This is a genomic window from Ruminococcus sp. (assembly GCF_019423705.1).
In the GTDB taxonomy this organism is placed as follows: Bacteria; Bacillota; Clostridia; order Oscillospirales; family Ruminococcaceae; genus Hominimerdicola.
Map to the genome: position 1 here is coordinate 23,688 of NZ_JAHZAX010000010.1, position 18,309 is coordinate 41,996.

The 18,309-nt window shown below is 45.6% G+C and carries 14 protein-coding genes and 1 tRNA gene; 9 read left to right on the forward strand and 6 right to left on the reverse strand.

From position 1 onward, the window contains the following. Nucleotide 1 precedes the first annotated feature (1 nt). Entirely contained in the window at nucleotides 2-268 is a 267-nt protein-coding gene (locus tag QZ371_RS09175) for a GNAT family N-acetyltransferase (protein ID WP_295211843.1), read from the reverse strand. Between the two features lie 210 nt (nucleotides 269-478). Here QZ371_RS09175 and metG point away from each other — a divergent pair, with 210 nt between their 5' ends. The 4 genes from metG (at nucleotide 479) to QZ371_RS09195 (ending at nucleotide 3,948) form a co-directional block, all read left to right on the forward strand. Then, complete coding sequence (metG, locus tag QZ371_RS09180) at nucleotides 479-2,434, forward strand: methionine--tRNA ligase (protein ID WP_295211844.1); 1,956 nt, start codon at nucleotides 479-481, stop codon at nucleotides 2,432-2,434. A gap of 36 nt (nucleotides 2,435-2,470) precedes the next feature. After that, nucleotides 2,471-2,547: transfer RNA gene (locus QZ371_RS09185), tRNA-Arg, on the forward strand. 46 nt (nucleotides 2,548-2,593) lie between these two features. Continuing rightward, nucleotides 2,594-2,986, forward strand: a complete 393-nt coding sequence (locus tag QZ371_RS09190) for a hypothetical protein (protein WP_295211845.1) — start codon at nucleotides 2,594-2,596, stop codon at nucleotides 2,984-2,986. A 257-nt stretch (nucleotides 2,987-3,243) separates the two neighbouring features. Next, the gene (locus QZ371_RS09195) at nucleotides 3,244-3,948 is read left to right on the forward strand and encodes a hypothetical protein (protein WP_295211846.1); all 705 of its coding nucleotides are present in this window, start codon (nucleotides 3,244-3,246) and stop codon (nucleotides 3,946-3,948) included. Between the two features lie 58 nt (nucleotides 3,949-4,006). Here the strand turns inward: QZ371_RS09195 and QZ371_RS09200 are convergent, their stop codons facing one another. From QZ371_RS09200 to QZ371_RS09210, 3 genes are read right to left on the reverse strand one after another with little or no spacing between them, the layout of a single operon-like run. After that, a complete protein-coding gene (locus QZ371_RS09200) occupies nucleotides 4,007-4,645 on the reverse strand; it encodes an ATP-binding cassette domain-containing protein (protein WP_295211848.1) in 639 nt (212 codons plus the stop codon). A gap of 32 nt (nucleotides 4,646-4,677) precedes the next feature. Beyond that, nucleotides 4,678-5,553 (reverse strand): hypothetical protein, encoded by an 876-nt coding sequence (locus QZ371_RS09205; RefSeq protein WP_295211849.1) that lies wholly within the window; start codon nucleotides 5,551-5,553, stop codon nucleotides 4,678-4,680. A 7-nt stretch (nucleotides 5,554-5,560) separates the two neighbouring features. Beyond that, nucleotides 5,561-6,439, reverse strand: a complete 879-nt coding sequence (locus tag QZ371_RS09210) for a hypothetical protein (RefSeq protein ID WP_295211850.1) — start codon at nucleotides 6,437-6,439, stop codon at nucleotides 5,561-5,563. Between the two features lie 673 nt (nucleotides 6,440-7,112). Here QZ371_RS09210 and QZ371_RS09215 point away from each other — a divergent pair. Beyond that, nucleotides 7,113-8,876: an ABC transporter ATP-binding protein gene (locus tag QZ371_RS09215; RefSeq protein WP_295211851.1), complete on the forward strand. Its 1,764-nt coding sequence runs from the start codon at nucleotides 7,113-7,115 to the stop codon at nucleotides 8,874-8,876. Next, nucleotides 8,877-10,652: an ABC transporter ATP-binding protein gene (locus QZ371_RS09220; protein ID WP_295211852.1), complete on the forward strand. Its 1,776-nt coding sequence runs from the start codon at nucleotides 8,877-8,879 to the stop codon at nucleotides 10,650-10,652. Between the two features lie 98 nt (nucleotides 10,653-10,750). On the opposite strand, the gene QZ371_RS09225 is transcribed toward QZ371_RS09220, so the two are convergent. Further along, nucleotides 10,751-11,461 carry an NAD-dependent protein deacylase gene (locus QZ371_RS09225; RefSeq protein WP_295211853.1) on the reverse strand — a complete coding sequence of 237 codons (711 nt, stop codon included), beginning with the start codon at nucleotides 11,459-11,461 and terminating at the stop codon, nucleotides 10,751-10,753. 88 nt (nucleotides 11,462-11,549) lie between these two features. Next, nucleotides 11,550-12,620, reverse strand: a complete 1,071-nt coding sequence (locus QZ371_RS09230) for a branched-chain amino acid aminotransferase (protein WP_295211855.1) — start codon at nucleotides 12,618-12,620, stop codon at nucleotides 11,550-11,552. A gap of 435 nt (nucleotides 12,621-13,055) precedes the next feature. Here QZ371_RS09230 and QZ371_RS09235 point away from each other — a divergent pair, with 435 nt between their 5' ends. The 3 genes from QZ371_RS09235 (at nucleotide 13,056) to QZ371_RS09245 (ending at nucleotide 18,241) form a co-directional block, all read left to right on the forward strand. Beyond that, nucleotides 13,056-14,921 (forward strand): L,D-transpeptidase family protein, encoded by a 1,866-nt coding sequence (locus QZ371_RS09235; protein ID WP_295211857.1) that lies wholly within the window; start codon nucleotides 13,056-13,058, stop codon nucleotides 14,919-14,921. Between the two features lie 180 nt (nucleotides 14,922-15,101). Continuing rightward, complete coding sequence (gene uvrC, locus QZ371_RS09240; protein ID WP_295211858.1) at nucleotides 15,102-16,943, forward strand: excinuclease ABC subunit UvrC; 1,842 nt, start codon at nucleotides 15,102-15,104, stop codon at nucleotides 16,941-16,943. 23 nt (nucleotides 16,944-16,966) lie between these two features. Continuing rightward, nucleotides 16,967-18,241, forward strand: a complete 1,275-nt coding sequence (locus QZ371_RS09245; RefSeq protein WP_295211860.1) for a folylpolyglutamate synthase/dihydrofolate synthase family protein — start codon at nucleotides 16,967-16,969, stop codon at nucleotides 18,239-18,241. Nucleotides 18,242-18,309 lie beyond the last annotated feature (68 nt).

Sequence of the window (18,309 nt, forward strand, 5' to 3'; positions counted from 1 at the left end):
GTCATTCGGCGTTGTTTTCGATACCGTTTTTCTCGAGCCAATGGGCGGCATAGGAGCAGGTAGCTGTCACTTTGCCGCCACGGCTTTTTATTTCATTGACAGCCATTTGCACCAGTTTTGAGGCAACGCCCTGACCTCTGAGGGAGTCGTCAACAAAGGTATGGTCGATACAGAAAGTATTGACGCTTCTTTCGGGGAAAGTTATCTCGGCGAGGACTTTATCGCCTTGTGCGGAATATATACGTTCAAATTCGGTAATGAATATCATATTTTTGCTCCTTTTTGGGGTATGGGCAGCGCTTATTTTGGCGGCTGTCCTTTTTTGTATTATTATACATTATTATAGCACATATTGTTTTATTTATCAAGTTTTTTTGAAGGGGCAAAGCCCCTTCAAAAAAACTTGACGAGTGTGTTAAAAAGTAGTATAATAGATATGATATTTATTATACTACTTTAATTTACGGAGGCTTTATTTATGGAGAAAAAACCGTTTTATATTACTACCCCGATATATTATCCATCGGGTAATCCGCACATTGGTCATTGCTACACCACAGTTGCCTGCGATTCTATCGCAAGATACAGACGTATGCAGGGCTATGATGTTATGTTCCTGACAGGCACGGACGAGCACGGTCAGAAGATCGAGGAGAAGGCTAAGGAAAAGGGCGTTACTCCTAAGGAATATGTCGATGAGATCGTCAAGACGTTCAAGGGTCTGTGGAGCTATATGAATATCAGCTATGACAGATACATCAGAACTACTGACGATTATCATATTGAGACAGTTCAGAAGATCTTTAAGGCGCTTTACGACAAGGGTTACATTTACAAGGGCGAATACAAGGGCAAATACTGCACGCCTTGCGAGAGCTTTTGGACTGAGTCGCAGCTTGATGAGAACGGCTGCTGTCCTGAGTGCCACAGAGAGGTAAAGGAGGCAAAGGAGGAGGCTTACTTCTTCAAGATGTCGCCATTTGCCGACAGGATCGAGAAGCTTTTGACGGAGACTGATTATTTGCAGCCAAAGACGAGAGCGACTGAGCTTGTAAACAACTTTATCAAGCCCGGTCTCGAGGACCTTTGCGTATCGAGGACGACATTTAAGTGGGGAATCCCTGTAACATTTGATGACAAGCACGTTGTTTATGTATGGGTAGACGCACTTTCAAACTATATTTCTGCGCTGGGTTACTGGAACGAGCAGTACAATGACTTTGAGAAGTTCTGGCCTGCTGACGTTCATATGGTAGCGAAGGATATTATGAGATTCCACGCTATTATTTGGCCTGCTATACTTATGGCGCTTGATCTGCCGCTGCCAAAGCACCTTGCTGTACACGGCTGGATAACATTCAACGGACAGAAGATGTCAAAGTCTTTGGGCAATGTTGTTGACCCATTCATTCTTGGCGAGAGATACGGCGCTGACGCTATCAGATATCACATTCTGCGTGAAATGGCATTGGGCGCTGACAGCTCATTCTCCAACGAGATAATGATAAACAGGATAAATTCCGATCTTGCGAATGGTCTTGGAAATCTTGTTTCGAGAACGGTCGCAATGGCTGACAAGTATTTCGGCGGCACGCTTCCTACTGAGAGGGAAGAGGGCGAATTTGACGCTGAGCTTATTGCGGAGGCTGAGGGACTTAGAGCCAAAGTTGACGAGTTTATGGACAAGACACAGATCAACAATGCGCTGGCTGAGATATTCAAGGTGGTATCGAGGGCGAACAAGTACATTGACGAGACTGCACCTTGGGTACTTGGCAAGGACGAGAGCAAGAAGGCAAGACTTGCCAGCGTGCTTTACAATCTGCTTGACACGATCAGAATAGTATCGACGCTGCTTAGCAACTTTATGCCGACGACGATGCCGAAGGTATGGGAGCAGATCGGTGCGACTGAGAGCGATATCACATACGAGAACGCAGGAAAGTTCGGTGTACTGCCTGCTGATGTTACAGTTCACAGGGGCAAGATAATTTTCCCGAGAATAGATGTTGACAAGGAGATCGAGGAGCTCAACAAGATCATTGGCTGCAAGGCTGAGGTGAAGGAAGAGGCAGAGGACGACGGTTTTGAGCCTGCGCCTGTTGCTGACGAGATCACCATTGATGATTTTGCGAAGGTCGATCTGCGAGTTGCGCTTGTAAAGGAATGCGAGAAGGTCAAGAAGTCAAAGAAGCTGCTTTGCTTACAGCTTGACGACGGCTTCGGCGGCAGGCAGGTAGTATCGGGTATTGCGGCGTGGTACAAGCCTGAGGATCTTATCGGCAAGAAGGTCGTTATCGTAGCGAACCTCAAGCCTGTTAAGCTTTGCGGCGTTGAGTCAAACGGAATGATCTGTGCGGCGGACACTCCTGACGGAGCGGCGAGCGTTATTTTCCCAGATCAGAGCTTGCCTTGCGGTGCTAAGCTGAGATAATTTTGAAATAATATAGGCTGCGTTTTGCAGCCTTATGCGTCTGTAGCTCAGTTGGATAGAGCGCAAGACTCCGACTCTTGAGGCCGCAGGTTCGATTCCTGTCAGGCGCACCATAGCTTTTATAAAAAAATAGGACAAAAATATAGGTGGGAATTTAATATGAAGAAAAAAGTGGCAGCTTTTTCGGTTTTGGCGGTAATAGTGATCGGCGTGGCGATCTTTCTGCTTGCAAAGATACCGTCGCCGCAGACGGATCACAAGATATTCGGCTCACGTTTTGAAGAAAAGATCTGTGACAAATATGAGTTGCATTTTGTTGATGAGGCCTTCCGATATGCTGACAGGGCAGGATATGACAGTAATACCCTTGAACTTACTGTTCACGGCGACCCTAAGATATACGACTATCAGGGCAGAGACATATATTGCCGCATAACGGCGGACTACAAAGGCGAGACCCTTACTTTTAAATTCAAGGGAACTAAGATCGTCGGGACGAAATATGAATGGAGCCTTATAAACGAAGAGGTGGTCGATGTTTTTAAGTGGTGATCGCTCCGGAATTGTATGAAACTAAATAATGTTTAAATTATTATCTTTTATTGATCTATTGGTCTATATTCCAAAAATATTTGGGGTCGGTGGTGAACTGTATAAACTTTGAAAAGCCGTTTGTTGAATAGCCTTTTGGCACTAATTCGATCTCGGAAAAAGCAGGAAGTGATATATTGACTAAATAGATATAATATGGTATAATCTGCATATAGCTACAAAACAGACTATTTTAAAACAATTTGTGGAGATTCAATATGAGTAGATTTGACAAAAAACTTGTGCCATTTGTGCTTGCGGCGGTTATGGCGGCTTGCGTTTCTTGTGGAAGCGTTGAAGATAGCGGTTCACAAAAAGAAAATAACTCCTCCATTTCCGATACAGTTTCCACGACGGAAAGTTCTGTTGTAACGACGAGTTCGACCACCAGCACGGCTGAACAAACGACTACGGAAAGCTCATCGTCCACAGCGGAGACCACAACCACCACAAAAGAAACAACCAAAACAGACAAGACAGAGGAAGAGACGACCAAGGCTGCGGAAACAGGACAGGTGACAGAGACTTGGGAAGAGACCGAAGATATTCCTCCAGAGACATACACAGAACCTCCTCAGACTACTACAAAAGCTCAGACCACCACTACTCATAAGAAAACAACTACTCAGCAGACTACCACCACAACAAAGAAAATAAACTCCGAAAAGCCGAGCTGCTTTGCATTATATTTTGCTGGTGTAGGTGAAGAAGTTGTTGTATATGATGGCAATTATTCGGATTATTACATAACAGGCTATGATATTGTGAACAAGAGCAATGACGCTAACATTTCAGTATCATATGGTAAAAATGAAGCGTATGTTCAATGTGCAACAGAAACTTCATTCGATTTAAAACTATATTGGTATAACGATGAAACTGGTGAAAGCTATACGTCATCGACATATATTGAATATTTCTAAACCACAAAAACCGCTATGCAAAACTGCATAGCGGTTCATTTTTTTGCTTGTTATTCCGTCACCTTATCTCCTCAATAACTCCCTTATCCATTTCGTGGACGGTGTCGCACAGAACGGAGATATCTTCCGCCGAGTGGGAGCATATGAGGATAGTCTTGCCCTGCTGTTTGTAGCTGAGCAAGTACTCACGCATTTCTTTTACGCCGTCTTTGTCGAGACCGTTGAAAGGCTCGTCAAGAATAAGTATTTTCGGGTTTTCCATAATGGCTTGCGCAAGGCCGAGGCGCTGGCGCATACCGAGGCTGTATTTGCGGACGTGGCGTTTTAAGTCAGGGTCAAGCCCCACTTGTTTCATACTGTTTCTTATCTCTTCTTTACCTATCTTGTTGTTAAGACCTGCGAGGAGTTTTAAATTTTTGTAGCCCGAATAGTAGGGTATAAACCCAGGCGTTTCGATAATGATACCCATATCTTTCGGAAAGTCAACGTCCTTGCCCACCTGCTTGCCGTCGACTGTTATCACGCCGGCGGTGGGCTTGATAAAACCGCATATGCACTTCATAAGCATTGTCTTTCCGCTGCCGTTTCGGCCGATAAGTCCGTGAATCTTGCCCTCCTCAAAGGACACGTTTATGTGCTTTAGTATCTCAGTTTTGCCAAGGATAAGGCATACGTCATTTACATTGATAATATCCATTTTGTCCCCCTAATTTCTAACTTGATAATTTGCTAACTTGCTATTTCAGCAACATTGTCGTAATTGAATTTTCTTATGGCGATAAAGCAAAACGCCAGCAGTACCGCTATAAATATCGCCAAGTAGCTTATGGAAAAGCTCATCGGCATAACAGGTTCACGAAAATATTTTGTGTAGTGTAGCCATATTATGCTGTTCGCCATTGGCATTGTCCACATAAAGGTGGTCTTGATCGAGCAAAACGCCGTGCCTAATGATATCACCGCTCCGCAGAGGACAAAGCCCTCGGTCTTGCGCTTCACAAGGGAAAAGCTCAGCAGGATAAGCCCTATTATCATAAGGTATGCGAACACCAGCAGATAGCTTTGCACTGCGGCTGAAAACACTGTGAGCTGATTGTAGAGATTTTCAGGTAGCAGCTGCACGCCGAAATTTCCTGAATGTTCCGGAAAACGTGAAGCAAACTTTGTCGCCACATTGCTCCAGCCATTGTACCAAAATCCGTCTGAAAGCATTGGCAGGACTGCCCCTAAAAATATCACCGCAAGATAGGATAACGCCATAAAGATGAGCTTCAAAAGCTGTCCGAACAGCCAATTGAGCCTGCCCACACGCATTATGTAAAAAACTGTGTTGGTGTCGATCTTGGGGAAGTCTGCGATAAGTGTGAGGAAAACCAGCGGTATGATAAGAAGTATCGCACCTGAATTAGCTATGGCGATAAAAGGCTCAAGGATATTCAGCGGTTCGTCCATAAGCTTGGCATTTGATTTAAGAGGCTCGATAGCAAAGCTGTAAATGAAGATAAGAAGCACTCCCAGGATTATCATTCGTGCGTCGCATATCCACTTTATGAACTCCGCCCTTGCACAGAAAAAACTTTGTTTAAGGCTGAAATTTTTCATCATAGCTGACCTACACCCCCTTGTCCTTGCGCAAATTCATCACGATAATAAATCCCAGCAGGGTAACGATCGCCCCCGAACAGTTCACCGCAGTTATCCATTTTGCGCTTCTGTCAAAGCTTTGGATATAGAGAAAATTCGTGATAGAGCTTGGATAAAAGGCGTTTGCTCTGTCAAAATCGAAGTTATCGTTGAAAAGATTTGCGTCTATTATCCTGTTTAGCATTGTGGTGAGGACGTAGGTTAGCATAAAGGGCAGGCAGGTGATGATATATGGATTTTTGCAGAACGAGCTGAGGAAAAATGCCGGCAGGGTGGATACTGCGCCATAGGCGAAAGCTACCGCAAGCATTTTGACTACCGTATTGCCTGTGCTGTCTTGGATAATATACTGAAGCTGGTCGGCTGATACGTCAAACTCAGAAAGTGGCTGGAAAATGGCTGCGCAGGCTATGCCGTAAACTGCGATACCAAGCATAACGGCAAGTCCGCCTGAGATAAGGGCGGAGATGAATTTTGAGAGATAATATCTTAGCTTGCCTGTGCGGGATATGGTAAAGCGCATTAGTCCGTTGTTGCGCTCGGCGCAGAATGATACCATAAAAGGGAATGCCACGACAATAGGCAAAAACATTGTGATATATCCCGAAAGGCCGTTTCTGAAAACCAGCACCGAGGACAGGGTGGGGTCGGTGTGGAGGATATTTTTATCAAGGGTAAAAAGCGCCTCGAACACCGAGTAGGATTTATCGGTGGAAAGGTCGGTATAGGCGGAGGAGGTGAAAGCAAGCACTGTTGTGAGAAGCACCGCCCCTGCAAAGCCTATGTTTATTATGCTTTTGTTCAGATCGCATTTTATTGCGTTTAGAAGTTTTAATTTTGGACTCATTTTTCTGCCTCATAGTTCTATCCAGCTTGTTGAAAAAGCCCGACAAAATTGGGACGTCGAGGACGCCGTCCCTACAATTGGCGTAAATACGCTGTTTGTATGTAGGGACGAAAATTGTTTTTCGACAAGGCTCACAACAATTTGTGGTCGCCCAGAATTTGCTGCTTTTGCGACAGACTGTTTTATCTTTTGTTTAGGTTTTGTTTTTGCTTCCTATTTATAAGTCGCAAAAATGGGGCAAAATGTTGCAGATGTTGCAGAGTTTTAAGAAAATTTATGATATCTCACAAATTTGCGTGGGGAGATTTGTGTATGCTGCGAATAGTGGGTGGGAAAAGGCTTTGCTTGCGGAGGGGTGAAAATGTTGGATTGATTTGTTTAAAATTACAAGATACCAAGAGAAAACGTTTTCTTTTTATTATGACTATCAATAGATAATAACATATTCACAATTTGTGAAAAAATCACAACTTGACCTGCGTAAATACGCTGATTTTTCTACTTTGTTTATAAAAAAAAATGGCTTTGACCCCCTTGACTTTATTGAAAAATGGGCTTATAATATCCCATAGCTTGAAAAAAGTATGAGTTTCATATTTTTATATTCAAGTTCAAATAATGAGGTTATGAAGTATGTAAATGTGAAAAATTTGAAAAGGAGAGTGAGTAAAAAATGTTTCAGATTCAATGGATATGGCACAATTTGAAAGGCTACCGCAAGGTGTATATAACGGCGCTGGTGCTTTCGGTGGTGTGCAACGCACTTTATCTGACGACGCCTTATTTCAGCAAGGAGCTTGTGGACAAGTTTCTTTCAAACGAGAACGCTTTGTACAATCTCGAGCACGAGAGGAAGCTTTTCTGGCTGCTGCTGGCGGGAATGATCGGTTTTACGCTGTTTAGGACGATCTGTCAATACGCCTGCAATATGACTTATGAAGTTTCGTCGCAGGGTATGATATATCGTATCAGAAATCATCTGTTTAGGCGTATAGAACATCAGGATATGGAGTTTTATGACAAAAACCGCACGGGCGATCTTATGACCCGTCTGACGGGCGACCTTGATATGGTGCGCCACGCAGTTTCATTTGTTTTTAAAGGTATGCTGGAATCACTTTCGCTGTTTTTGGCGTCAACTGTGTACTTTTTTATGGTGAGCTGGAAAATGGCGCTGCTGCTCCTTTCCGTTACGCCGTTTATATTCGGCGTGGTGATACTGCTTGACAAAAAGGCAGGCCCTGTGTACGTTGATCTTCGTGAGAAGCTTTCAAAGATGAACACCGATGCACAGGAAAATATCTCGGGCAACAGAGTTGTAAAGGCTTTTGCTCGTGAAGATTATGAGATCGAGAAGTTTCAGAAGGCCAACGGCGAATACTCTGCGGCAAATAAAAAGGCTTCGCTGCTTTGGCTGAAATTCTTCCCTTATATGGAAGCTTTCGCAAACGCTTTGTCGGTTATAATGCTGCTGGGCGGCGGAATTTTCCTCATAAAGGGCGAGATAACGATGGGCGAATATGTGGCTATTTCGGGACTTATTTGGGGCATTGCAAACCCTGTAAGGAACCTTGGCATTTACGTCAACGATATGCAGAGGTTTATGGCTTCGGCGATGAAGGTCATCGAAATTTACTACGCAAACCCTATCATCAAGGACAGACCTGACGCTGTTGACCAGCCCGAAAGGCTTCACGGCGATATCAGCTTCAAGGACGTTACATTCAAGTTCGGCAAGCACGTTGTTCTTGACGATATAAACTTTGACATCAAGGCAGGGGAGACCGTTGCCATTATGGGCGAGACGGGCTCGGGCAAGACTTCCCTTATCAACCTTATCCCACGTTTTTATGACGTTGGCTCGGGTGAGGTGCTTGTTGACGGCGTTGACGTCCGCAAGAGAAAGCTCAGCCAGCTCCGTGCTAGTATCGGTATGGCGACGCAAGACGTGCTGCTGTTTTCCGACACTATCGACGGCAACATAGCTTACGGCGATTCGGAAATGTCAGAAGAGGACGTTAAGCATTACGCAAAGCTTGCGGCGGCAAGTGAGTTCGTTGAGAAAATGCCTGAGGGCTATGAAACGATCGTCGGCGAGCGTGGCGTGGGTCTTTCGGGCGGACAGAAGCAGAGACTTTCCCTTGCGAGGGCTCTTGCTATCAAGCCGAGCATTCTTATACTTGACGACACAACATCTGCCGTTGACCTTGAGACGGAGAAGTACATTCAAGACAGTCTGAGAAACCTTGATTTCCCTTGCACAAAGATAATCATTGCCCAGCGTATCTCATCCACAAAGGACGCAGACAAGATAATCATTCTTGACGGCGGAAAAATAACCGAAATGGGCACTCACGAAGAGCTTATTGCCAAAAAGGGCTACTATTACGAAGTTTTCAAGCTTCAGAACGAGGGCTTTGGAAAGGAGGCGGTCTGAATGGCAAGAAATCGTTATGACGTTGACGAAGTGCTGGAGACCCCTTTCGACTTTGCGCACTTGAAGCGTTCATTCGTCTACATCAAAAAATACAAGGGCAAGATGATAACCGCACTTGTGCTCAGCGTATTTGCGGCGATATCGGGACTTCTTGGGCCGCTCATCACGCAGTATGCCCTTGACAACACCATTCCGCAGAAAAATATCCCCCAGCTTATTGGGCTGACGGCGGCGTTTATCGGCACGATCGCAATTTCGATAACCTTCTCAACTATCCGTTCGAGGATAATGACGGTTGTGGGACAGGATATAATCTTTGATATCCGAACCGACCTTTTCAAGCATTTGCAGGAGCTGCCGTTTGAGTATTACGACAACCGACCACACGGAAAAATTCTTATCAGAGTGGTGAATTATGTAAACTCGGTATCGGATATGCTTTCAAACGGTATCATAAACGTCATATTGGAATGTTTAAATATGCTTTTCATTATGATATTTATGTTCTTTGTTAACGTGAAGCTTTCGCTGGTGGTGCTTTCGGGTCTGCCTGTGTTCGCTGTGATTATGATGCTCATAAAAAAGCGTCAGCGAAAGGCTTGGCAGGACGTTTCAAACAAGTCATCGAACCTTAATGCATACTTGCAGGAGAACATCACGGGTGCAAGAGTTACGCAAATTTTCACTCGTGAGGAAGAGAACGCCGAGATATTTGACAGGCTTTCGGAGAAATATCGTGGAAGCTGGATAAACGCTGTGAAGTATTCACACCTTGTATGGCCTGCGACGGACAATGTTTCCACACTTGTAAGGGCTTCAATATTCGTTGTGGGACTGCTTGTGCTGACTCCTGCGGCGGTGAGCCTTGGAACTATCGTGGCAATGACAAGTTACGCTTCAAGCTTTTGGCAGCCGATTATGAACCTGTCTAACATTTTCAACAACTTCATAAACAATATCGCATATCTCGAGCGTATTTTCGAGACCCTTGACGAGCCTGCCACTATTGCAGACAAGCCTAACGCTGCTGATATCGGCGATATCACGGGCAAGGTAAAGTTTGAGGACGTTACTTTCAGCTATGAACAGGGCAAGACAGTTCTCGAGCACATTTCATTTGACGTCAAGCCAGGTGAAAGCGTTGCCCTTGTTGGCCCGACCGGTGCAGGAAAGTCAACAGTTGTTTCGCTGCTTTCAAGATTTTATGACGTTGACAGCGGCAAGATAACGATTGACGGCAAGGATATCAGCCAGGCCACACTCCATTCGCTGCGTTCGCAAATGGGCATAATGCTTCAGGACAGCTTTATTTTCAGCGGCACGATCTATGACAATATCCGCTACGGCAGACTTGACGCAACGGAAGAGGAGATAAGGGAAGCTGCAAAGATAGTATGCGCAGACGAGTTCATAAGCGAGATGAAGGACGGCTATATGACAGAGGTCAACGAGCGTGGTTCAAAGCTTTCGGGCGGACAGAAGCAGCTTATATCCTTTGCGAGAACGCTGCTTTCAGACCCGAAAATTCTTATCCTTGACGAGGCGACATCGTCTATCGACGCAAGGACTGAGAAGCTCTTGCAGCAGGGCTTGCAAAGGCTGCTTGTGGGCAGGACTTCATTTATCATCGCACATAGGCTTTCGACTATCAAAAACTGCGACAAGATCATGTACATCGACAACAAGGGCATTGCGGAGTGCGGCACTCACGATGAACTTATCGCTAAGAAGGGCGAGTATTACAAGCTTTACACGGCGCAGCATATTGATGAATAAAACCTAAAATCGCATAAAAAACACGGGCGACCGCATATCACCCCCACCGACGGTAGGGGCGAACAGAGTTCGCCCGTTTGTTATTATGTTGGAAAACGTTACCTTATCACTATCTTATCCAGCGTTTCGCCCACCTTGCCGTGAATGACAAGGTCGCAAGCGCTGTCCATTGAGGTCTCGTCACGATTGATGAGCACAAGATGTTTGCCCTTGAAATACCGCACCATTCCTGCGGCAGGGTATACTGTCAGCGAAGTGCCTGCGATGATAAGGGTATCGCAGGAGGAAATTTCTCTCACCGCTTCCGTGACTGTGGCGTCGTCAAGGCCTTCCTCGTAAAGCACAACGTTTGGCTTTATCGTTCCGCCGCAGGAGCATTTTGGTACGCCTGTGCTGTTTAGGATATCCTCGGCTGTGTAAAATTTTCCGCAGTCCATACAGTAATTTCTGTGGACGCTTCCGTGAAGCTCCAGCACTTTTTTGCTGCCTGCCGCCGTATGAAGCCCGTCGATATTCTGCGTTATCACCGATGAAAGCAGACCTGCCTTTTCCATTTCAGCAAGCTTTAAGTGGGCTTTGTTTGGCTTTGCTGTGAGGCAGAGCATTTTGTCACGATAGAAGTCGTAAAAGGCTTTGGTATGGCGCATAAAAAAGGTGTGACTGAGAATTTCCTCGGGGGGATAGTCATATTTCTGATTGTAAAGTCCGTCCACCGAACGGAAATCAGGTATGCCGCTTTCGGTTGATACCCCAGCGCCGCCGAAAAACACCACCTTATGCGAATCGTCAAGTATTTCCTGCAAGTCCATTGTCAACGCTCCTCTCAAAACATTATAAAACATTATAAATAATGCGGCTCACGCCGAAGCACGAACCGCATTGAAATAGTTTTCGATATTAGTCGATCTTAACGATCCAGCCGAACTCGTCCGGGATCTTGCCCCATTGGATACCTGTCATTGTATCATAAAGCATCTGTGAAACAGGGCCGATCTTGTTGTCGTTGATCTCCATGATCTTGTCGCCCCACTTGAGGTGGCCAACAGGGGAGATAACTGCGGCTGTACCTGTGCCGAATACTTCGTCAAGCTTGCCGTTATCATAAGCTTCAGCGATCTCTTCGATAGAGATCTTTCTCTCTGTTACCTTATAGCCCTTGCTCTTGCAGATCTCGATAGCAGACTTTCTTGTGATACCCGGGAGAACTGAACCGAGGAGCTGTGGTGTAACAACTTCGCCGTCGATAACGAAGAAGATGTTCATTGAACCGACTTCCTCAACATACTTTCTCTCAACGCCGTCGAGCCAAAGAACCTGCTCATAATCCTGCTCGTGAGCTTCTTCCTGACCAGCAAGTGAGATAGCGTAGTTAGCAGCAGTCTTAGCAAAGCCTGTACCGCCTCTTACGGCTCTAACATACTTATTCTCAACGTAGATCTTAACAGGGTTAAGGCCTGTTGAATAATAAGCGCCGGAAGGTGAAAGGATAATGATGAACAGATAGTGGTCAGCAGGCTTAACGCCTACATATGGGTCAACTGCGATGATGAATGGTCTGATATAAAGGGAAGCGCCCTCAGTATGAGGAACCCAGTCCTGCTCCATCTTAACGAGGGTCTTGAGTGCATAAAGCATATCCTCTTCGTTGATAGCAGGGATAACCATTCTTTCAGCGGAGTTGTTCATTCTCTTGAAGTTCTCCTGTGGTCTGAAAAGCTGAACAGAGCCGTCAGCAGTACGGTAAGCCTTAAGGCCTTCAAATATTTCCTGACCGTAGTGCAGGCACATAGATGCAGGGGAGAGTGAAAGGTTGCCATAAGGAACGATCCTTGCGTCGTGCCAGCCCTGACCTGCGTCGTAATTCATAATAAACATATGGTCTGTAAAAATATGACCGAAGCCAAGCTTAGTTTCGTCAGCAGGCTTCTCCTTTGGAGTAGTGGTACGTTCGATTTTGATATCTAACATACAAATCCTTCTTTCTTTGTTTTATCCTCTTTATTATAATACTATTGCGCACATTTTTCAAGAGGTTTTGCAAAAAAAATTATAAATTCTATCAAATTTCAGTCAGTTTTGCCCTTTTAATATATCAGATATGAAGGATAGCGGGGGTATTTATTCATGATTTGATAGACGGCGGCATAGTTTTTGGAGGGATATTTAATAATATCAAAGGAGCGTTTTCCAGCGGGCGACCACAGGTCGCCCCTATGTTTGGAGTTGGTGCAATTTGTATTTTGCACAGTAACTAATATGTATGAAAATCGTTGCTTTTTTGTCGCTTTATTGTAAAGAATAGGTCTTGAAATATCGGGAAAAGTGTTGTATAATGGTGTTTGTAAAGATGAAAAAACGGATAACATATGACAGATAAACAAAGCGTAAGGAAAGGTACTTTTTATGAACGGCAAAAATGGATTTGACGATTTTGATAACGATAACTTAGATATAGACCTTAATTTCAGTACGGACGGCCTCAAGCTTGGTGATGACGATCGTGACGGCTCTGCTGTAAAAACTGCTCCAAAGCCTGCCTCACGGGAGGATATGGCTAAGATGATCGCAAGGAATATGGCAATGCAGTCGGGCTATGATCGCTCTGACGACGTTACGCCAAAGGGTGTGACGGATTTCGGCGAGGACGCTGACGAGCCTAAGCCTGCGAGAAAGCCTGCTCAGAAGAGCGGTTCGGCTTCAAAGAAGTCGCAGAGCAAGTCTGCTTCAAGCGCAAATAGCGCTAAGAGCGCAAAGAACGGCAAAAGTGGCAAAAATAGCAAGAACTCAGATTCAAAGAAGAAAAAGAAGGGTTCGGCAGGAAAGAAGGCAGCTATAATATCTTGCACCATAGTGGGCGTTGCGGTGGTCGTATTGGGCGGAATTTACCTTGTGGGAATGAACGGATACAAGGACAAGTTCCTTGACAACACATATATAAATGGTATAAACGTCAGCGGAAAGACCAAGGCGGAAGCTTACGAGCTTGTTAGCGCTCAGTCCTCTATCCCGAACGCTGTTACGGTGACGAAAAAGGACGGCACGACGTTTTCCGTCAAGCTTTCTGAGATCGGCTATAATGACAACACGCAGACCCTTATCACGCAGTATTATACTCAGCAGAACCATTATGCGTGGTTCACTTCAAAGATGAAAAACACAAACTTTGATTTTCAGTCCAATTTCAAGTATGATAAGGACAAGCTTGAAAAAGTTTTGAAGCGCAAGGTGCTCGATTCACAGAGTTCAAAGTCACCTGAGGACGCTTATATCAAAAAGGACGATGATGGATACGTTGTTGTGAAGGAGACGGCGGGCGACGCTGTTGACGAGAAGAAACTTTCAAACCTTTACAGCTATGTTGAGGAGGAGCTTGACGGCTTTACTTTCGATATCGACATTTCGGGTGCGGACTGCTATGAAATGCCTGAGGTGACGGCGGATATGCTGGAGGACACCTGCACAAAGCTCAACAATCTTTATGATATCGAGATAACATTTGACTTTACATACACCACCGAGACCCTTACGGGCGACACCATTATGGACTGGATAACCTTTGATTCGGACGACCCTGCAAAGGGATATTCCGTTGACGAAGACAAGGCAATGGCGTATGTTGAAGAGCTTGCGGTCAAGTATGATACTTTTGGCAAGGACAGAGAATTTAAGACCACAAATCGGGGCACGATAACAATACCAGAGGGTCAAGGCTGTTACGGCTGGTGGATAGATCAGCAAAAGACTTGCGATCTTATCGTTGACCTTATCGAGGACGGCGAATCGGCAAAGACTGAGCCTATTTTCTATGTTAACCCCGACTCGGCTTATGAATACACTTGCAACAAGGACTGGTGGACGGCAGACAAGGATTACGGCGATACTTACATCGAGGTGGATCTTTCTGCCCAGCACCTTTGGTACTATAAGGACGGCAAGGTTGCAATGGAATCTGACATCGTTTCGGGATATCCGAACGAGTCGAGAAACACTCCTGCCGGCGTTTACAAGCTTTGGTACAAGGAAAAGGGCAAGACCCTTAGGGGCTCGGCGGACGGACAGTCTTACGCTTCTTATGTTGATTTCTGGAACAACGTTTCAACTATCGGCATTGGTCTTCACGACGCTTCTTGGCAGAACGGAAACTTCGGCGGAGAAAGATACAAGACCAAGACTTGGGGCTCTCACGGCTGCATAAATATGCCATATGATAAGGCTAAGTATGTTTATGACAAGATAGATATGGGCACGCCTGTATTTATGTACTGGTAATAGCTAAAATAATAAAAAAGAATTTTAACGGGCGACTTTTTCGTTTCTGTATTATTTAATTATGCAGGGGCGAGCGTAGGTCGCCCGAGTTTGTAAAGGCGGTTTAGGTTCGCAAACTTTATAAGCCGCAAAAACGGGCGAACGCTGTTCGCACCTGCTTTTTGAATGTTTGGAGGATATATGTATATTACAGATGAAGATAACCCCAGACTTCCGTTTCTGAGGGATAAGACTTCAAAGCTCACAACCTCTCCCGGCTGTTATATAATGAAAGACAAGATGAAAAAGATCATTTATATCGGCAAGGCGAAAAATCTCCGCAACCGTGTCACTTCCTATTTCAGAAAGGGGCAGGATCATCTCCCGAAAGTGTGGAAAATGGTCTCACACGTTTATGATTACGATTTTATCGTCACGGATTCGGAGTTTGAGGCGCTGGTGCTGGAATGTTCGCTCATAAAGCAGTACACGCCGAAATATAATATCCTGCTGAAAGACGACAAGGGGTACAGCTATATCAGAGTGACAAACGAGGAATTTCCACGTTTGCAGGCGGTATTGCAGAAATATGATGACGGGGCGGAATATATCGGACCTTATACCAGCTCTTTCGCAGTCAAGCAGGCTGTAATCGAGGCAAACAAGGCCTTTATGCTCCCCACTTGCACAAGAAAATTTCCGCAGGATTTCAGAAAGCAGCGACCTTGCCTTAATATGCACATAAAGCAATGTATGGGCGTTTGCACGGGAAAATTCAGCAAGGAAGAGTATAACGGAATTGTAAGGCAGGCGGTGGATTATATCCGCAATGGCTCTTCGGACTCTATCGAAAGGCTGACGGAGGAGATGAACAGAGCCGCCGAGGAGCTTGACTTTGAGCTTGCGGCAAAGCTCCGTGACCGCATACAGGCTATACAAAAAGCTGCCGAAAGTCAGAAGATAATAAACGACAGCATAAAGGACACGGATATTATAGCTATTGCACACAACGGAGAAATGGCTTGTGCCAGCGTTATAATGTATCGTGGGGGAAGGCTTTTTGACAAGGCTTCGTATTTCCTCGGCGAAAATGACGACGGCGTTAAAATGCGTGAGGATTTTCTTATGCAGTATTATTCTACAAAGGACAGTATCCCGAAGGAGATCTTGCTTGATGAGGAGATAATAAACGGCGAGATAATAGAGAAATTTCTCCGCCAGAAATACGGTCACGCTGTAAATATATCCACACCGAAAAGAGGTCAATTCCTGCGGCTCACCACCCTTGCGAAAAGCAATGCGACGGAATATCTTTCCATAAGAGTTGGCAGGACAAGCAGAGAGATAACCGCTCTTGAAGAGCTTGCAAAGGCGCTTGGGCTGCCGAAAACGCCGAAATATATCGAATGTTACGATATATCCAACCTTGCTTCCACAAATATGGTTGCAGGAATGGTGGTATTTGAAAACGGCCGACCTTGCAAGAAATATTACAAGAAGTTCTCTATCAAAACAGTTGAGGAGCAAAACGACTATGCTTGTATGCAGGAGGTCATAGAGCGGCGGTTCAGAAATTACTTTGAAAAGACGGACGAGGGCTTTTCCATTATGCCCGACCTTATTTTGTTGGACGGCGGAAACGGCCACGTCAATGCTGTTGAGCCTGTGCTAGAGCGAATGGGCGTTACCTGCCCGATGTTCGGACTTGTGAAGGATTCAAAGCACCGCACAAGGGCTGTGGCAACAGGCGGCGGAGAGATAAGTCTTGCGAAATGCAGGGCGGCGTTCAACCTTGTGACGGCCATACAGGACGAAGTCCACAGGGTGGCGATAACATATCAGGCGCAGAAGCATAAAAAAAGCGCACATAGGCTCGAGATAACCAAAGTCAAGGGCATAGGCGAGAAAAAGGCGGCTAAGCTCATAACAGAGTACAAGACCAAGGAAGCCCTCAAAAAAGCCACTGTGGAGGAGCTTGCAAAGGTCGCAGGCGTGAATATTGACACCGCACTGGAGCTTAAAGGAATAATTGACGAAATGTAGAAATTCAGAAATGTAGGGATAAAATGATCGAAAATACGACAGGGATAGACGAGATAGAATATATAAACAGCTTTTCCCATTCGGGCAAGCCTGTGAAAGACCTTTCTAGGGTTAAGGGGCTGCTTGCCGAACTCGGTGACCCGCAGGACAGCTTGAAATTCGTTCACATTGCAGGCACGAACGGCAAAGGCTCAATGGCGCAGATGTTCAGCGAGATATTCACTTGCGCAGGGCTTAAAACGGGGCTTTTCACCTCGCCTTATATCATCAGATACACCGACAGGATAAAAATAAACGGCGTCGATATCCCGAAAGACGCCCTTGCGAGAATGGCAAAACGTGTCAAAGCCGTGACGGATATGCATTGCGACAGGGAGAATTTTTCTCAGTTCGAGATAACCACCGCCATTGCGTTTTTGTATTTTGCAGAGGAAAAATGCGATATCGTGGTGCTTGAAACAGGGCTGGGGGGACTTCTCGACAGCACCAACGTTATTACCACACCTGTGGTGACTGTTATCGGCTCGGTAGACTTTGACCACACGGCGATACTTGGAGACACCCTTGAAAAGATAGCCTATCAGAAAGCAGGCATTATAAAGCCCCATTGCCCTTGCGTGCTCAGCGCAGGGAACGATATGGCGGTGATTAGGACGGTTCGGGAGCAGGCGGTGAAAAATCTTTCTCAGCTTGTTATCCCCGACATAAATCAGATGAAGCTTTTGCGGTGCGACACTTTCGGCTCGGAATTTGAGTTCAAGGGTCAGCGATATGAAGTTTCAATGGGGGGAGCGCACCAAGTTTTGAACGCACTCAGCGTAATAAGTGCGGTGCGGCTAATCAATGATGAATTCAAGATACCTCAGGAAAAGATCGCACAGGGCATAAAGTCAGCGCAGCTTGAGGGCAGGGTGCAGATACTCAGCAAAGAGCCGCTTATGATACTTGACGGGGCGCACAATCCCGACGGATTATCGGCGCTGGCAGGGGTGCTGGAGCATTGCGGCAAGCGGCCATGCAGGGCCGTTATCGGAATGTGCAGGGATAAAAACATCACTGCGGCGGTGAAAAATCTCGTGCCGTATGTTGAGAAGTTTTACACAGTTGACGGTTTCAGCGAACGTGCGGAAAATGCACAAGCTCTTGCGGATATCATAAATTCCCTTGGCGGAAAGGCTGAACCCAGCGACAAGCCTGCCATAGAAAAGGCGAAAGATCTTGCGGCGGATAACCAGAACGGACTGACGCTTATATGCGGTTCGCTGTTTCTCTGCGCTGAGGTGCTGGGGGGAGAATAAGGAGAATAGGGCGATTTGTAAACCACAAAAATTATATTACGACACAACAAAAGGGCGACCAAAGGTCG

Bases quoted from the DNA above. Each gene is read 5' to 3' on its own strand.
- metG (WP_295211844.1), top strand. From the start codon at position 479: ATGGAGAAAAAACCGTTTTATATTACTACCCCGATATATTATCCATCG.
- QZ371_RS09245 (WP_295211860.1), top strand. From the start codon at position 16,967: ATGATCGAAAATACGACAGGGATAGACGAGATAGAATATATAAACAGC.
- QZ371_RS09205 (WP_295211849.1), bottom strand. From the start codon at position 5,553: ATGATGAAAAATTTCAGCCTTAAACAAAGTTTTTTCTGTGCAAGGGCG.
- uvrC (WP_295211858.1), top strand. From the start codon at position 15,102: ATGTATATTACAGATGAAGATAACCCCAGACTTCCGTTTCTGAGGGAT.
- QZ371_RS09195 (WP_295211846.1), top strand. From the start codon at position 3,244: ATGAGTAGATTTGACAAAAAACTTGTGCCATTTGTGCTTGCGGCGGTT.
- QZ371_RS09225 (WP_295211853.1), bottom strand. From the start codon at position 11,461: ATGGACTTGCAGGAAATACTTGACGATTCGCATAAGGTGGTGTTTTTC.
- QZ371_RS09190 (WP_295211845.1), top strand. From the start codon at position 2,594: ATGAAGAAAAAAGTGGCAGCTTTTTCGGTTTTGGCGGTAATAGTGATC.
- QZ371_RS09200 (WP_295211848.1), bottom strand. From the start codon at position 4,645: ATGGATATTATCAATGTAAATGACGTATGCCTTATCCTTGGCAAAACT.
- QZ371_RS09215 (WP_295211851.1), top strand. From the start codon at position 7,113: ATGTTTCAGATTCAATGGATATGGCACAATTTGAAAGGCTACCGCAAG.
- QZ371_RS09175 (WP_295211843.1), bottom strand. From the start codon at position 268: ATGATATTCATTACCGAATTTGAACGTATATATTCCGCACAAGGCGAT.
- QZ371_RS09230 (WP_295211855.1), bottom strand. From the start codon at position 12,620: ATGTTAGATATCAAAATCGAACGTACCACTACTCCAAAGGAGAAGCCT.
- QZ371_RS09210 (WP_295211850.1), bottom strand. From the start codon at position 6,439: ATGAGTCCAAAATTAAAACTTCTAAACGCAATAAAATGCGATCTGAAC.
- QZ371_RS09220 (WP_295211852.1), top strand. From the start codon at position 8,877: ATGGCAAGAAATCGTTATGACGTTGACGAAGTGCTGGAGACCCCTTTC.
- QZ371_RS09235 (WP_295211857.1), top strand. From the start codon at position 13,056: ATGAACGGCAAAAATGGATTTGACGATTTTGATAACGATAACTTAGAT.